We start from the raw sequence: 2,500 nt of genomic DNA on the forward strand, positions 1-2,500 counted from the left end.
CCCCAGCAGGCGTCCGGACTGATCCATATCGAGAATCAGGCTGAATTGAAATGAATCTGTCTCGACCGGTTCGCTGTAATCCGACTCGACAGGTTTCAGGCAGGTATGAATATACCCGCTGTCGTCGTTGAAATCGATCATCATTTCCGCGAAGTAAACTGCCATCCGGACAACATACGAGATAGTTTTAAAGGATCAAGTAATAGTATCTGTTTTCAGGAAAAACATTACAGGCCAGTACTCAAATGCCGGTAAATCATGTGTTACTTTTTGAAAGCTTGAATGCCCATTGAAAAGCTTCTTCTCTGCCCTTATATTGATTGGCCTGCTTTCCCGGATACACGGCCTGCTCCCAGCGGGCAAGACGCACATACACGAAATAGTCGAAAAGAACAGATCTCTCAAAAATCCTCAACTTATTGACAAATCCTTTTACTTTACGGCAGTGCTTTTTCCAGAAATAATGCTCTGTTTCGAAGACACACCCGCATGGCTCGAGAATATGTGTACCTGGATTCCGGGGTTGACCATAGGCGGGATGATGCTCTCGCGCTCTTTTCCAGGCCGCCTCTTTTTGCCCCGGACGAAGAGGAAACTCCTGGTACAGAAATGTGATGAACGCATTGTGATCGCTTCCTATTACTCGACCGGTTTCAGAAAATACCGCTCTATCATCCTCGATATGTTCAATGACGGAAATTGCACAAAGATTCGCAGAATCGTTTTTGAGAGGAAGATCTGTGGCCGACGCAACAATGAAATTAACAGGGTGTTTTACTTTATCTTTATACTTCTTCGAATACAATTCATGTTGCCAAAACATCTGAGCGGAATCCAGGTCCAGAGCGGCAGTTCGATAACCGATTTTTGCCAGATAAGAACAAAATAAGGAAATCTCAGCCCCGACATCTACAATGATTTCCCGGTCTTGATCTGATATTGAATTTCTAATCATATCCAGGACCAGAGCATGCTCTATCATCCTGAGATGATCATACGGTCTCATAAAACGTAAATGCCATATCATCAAACCGCGAACATCGGAAATCCCGATTGCTGATTTTAGCCCTTTAAACCGCATCATCAAATCGAGCGACCATCCAAAAAGAGCCAGGATCGGAGAGAACAGCAAGCCAATCATATTTGAAACAATGAACCAGAGTCGAGAAAGTACTTTACTTTGTTGCTTAACTTCTTCACCCAGCCAGCTCTTTTGACTGGACGATTTCTCTTTTTGTTTCACCAGAACCGGTATCCCCTGAGTTATGGAATAAGATGTGTTGCACTTTTCACACAACAGGCTGCCTTCTATTATTTCAGAATCTATTTCCTTCGTTACGTTCAGCTTCAGATCTGACTTGCATTCAGGACATGCAAGAACATCATTCAATCTTTTTTTCATTAACTTTAATCCCCTCAATGGTGTACTACTTGTACGCTCAGGAAGAAAATTCCTGAATTCTAAGCCGGATTATGATAGTAAATTTCAATGTTTCTGTGAAGCATATTTTATGTTTTTAGTAAATTACTTGCACAAAACAATATCAAGACAGAAAGAAGTTGACCCAGTTGATTCAAAAGATAAAAACGATTCAACAGGCTCTGCACCGTCGAACCAACCAGGTTGCAGATCAAAGCGCAGGCAATTACACACTCGGCTGGAATTCGTACTGTTTTGCGGAAAAACTATTCTCCCAGAGCTCTAACCTCGATTATTACCCCCGTCGAATCGAAAACAAATGTTTTTTCGTAGCCGGTACTGTCGGGATCGCTTAAGTTGCTGTAACGCACACGCGCCCTGAATCTGCCATCGTCCAGTTTTTGAACCGGGTACCATTTGATATATCTGATCGAATCAGGGTGCTCTGCGTTTTCCCCGAACCAGGCTTTAACCTGTGGGACGGAATTATCCCAGATGCTGTTCTCGACCGCCTCTTCGTGCATAGAATCGCAGACCAGGATGGTACCGACTACCAATCCGAACAGGATCATTATTACAACTAACACCAGGCAGGCGACGAATCCTGTCTGGCTTGATTTAAGCCTGATTGATGACCTCCTGAATCCCTGCTCTAACTGTTATCATGGGCAATCAATTTACGATAAATTGCCACCAGGTCAAGCCCGCTCCAGATTGAAACGGCCAAAAAGAATTGGAGTCAATTTTTCAACGCGAATTCCGACAAATAGAATATAGAATCACACCATAGACCTATCCGGAGGGCATCGAGATGAATCCTACCCGTATGTTTATTGGCATTGCCGCGGTCGCCATGGCGATCCTGAGCATGTACATGTTCCAGCAACAGCACAATCTTGGAAAAACTCCTGAGATGGCGCTAAGGACCTGTGTTGAGGCTATCAAGGACGGCGATATGAGAACCTTTTCCCAGTACACCATCGATGGTGACACATTCTGGAAGGAATGGAAGAAGGCATCGCGCGAAGAAAAGGACATGGTGCAGGCGATGTTGCCGTTTATGATCGGCGATATTTACTA

General features: G+C 44.2%; 4 protein-coding genes (1 of these 4 cut by a window edge). 1 reads left to right on the forward strand and 3 read right to left on the reverse strand.

Annotated features, from left to right (window positions below; genetic code table 11):
* From GF404_06950 to GF404_06960, 3 genes are all read right to left on the reverse strand, one after another.
* Window positions 1–165 (reverse strand): hypothetical protein (locus GF404_06950; GenBank protein MBD3381918.1); only part of this gene is annotated, 165 nt, incomplete at its 3' end.
* Between the two features lie 91 nt (window positions 166–256).
* A complete protein-coding gene (locus GF404_06955) occupies window positions 257–1,402 on the reverse strand; it encodes a methyltransferase domain-containing protein (GenBank protein MBD3381919.1) in 1,146 nt (381 codons plus the stop codon).
* A 284-nt stretch (window positions 1,403–1,686) separates the two neighbouring features.
* Window positions 1,687–2,007, reverse strand: coding sequence for a hypothetical protein (locus GF404_06960; GenBank protein ID MBD3381920.1), 321 nt, complete (start codon window positions 2,005–2,007; stop codon window positions 1,687–1,689).
* Window positions 2,008–2,231: 224 nt separating this feature from the next.
* On the opposite strand from GF404_06960, the gene GF404_06965 reads away from it, so the two are divergent.
* On the forward strand, window positions 2,232–2,500 hold the 5' portion of the coding sequence (locus GF404_06965) for a DUF4878 domain-containing protein (GenBank protein MBD3381921.1). Its footprint extends 157 nt past the window's final position; only the first 269 of its 426 coding nucleotides appear in the window; the start codon lies at window positions 2,232–2,234; its stop codon lies beyond the right edge, outside the window.

This window comes from Candidatus Zixiibacteriota bacterium, from assembly GCA_014728145.1.
Classification (GTDB): Bacteria; Zixibacteria; MSB-5A5; order JAABVY01; family JAABVY01; genus WJMC01.

Excerpts from the sequence above, each read along its gene's own strand:
- GF404_06955 (MBD3381919.1), bottom strand. The coding sequence starts at position 1,402 with ATGAAAAAAAGATTGAATGATGTTCTTGCATGTCCTGAATGCAAGTCA.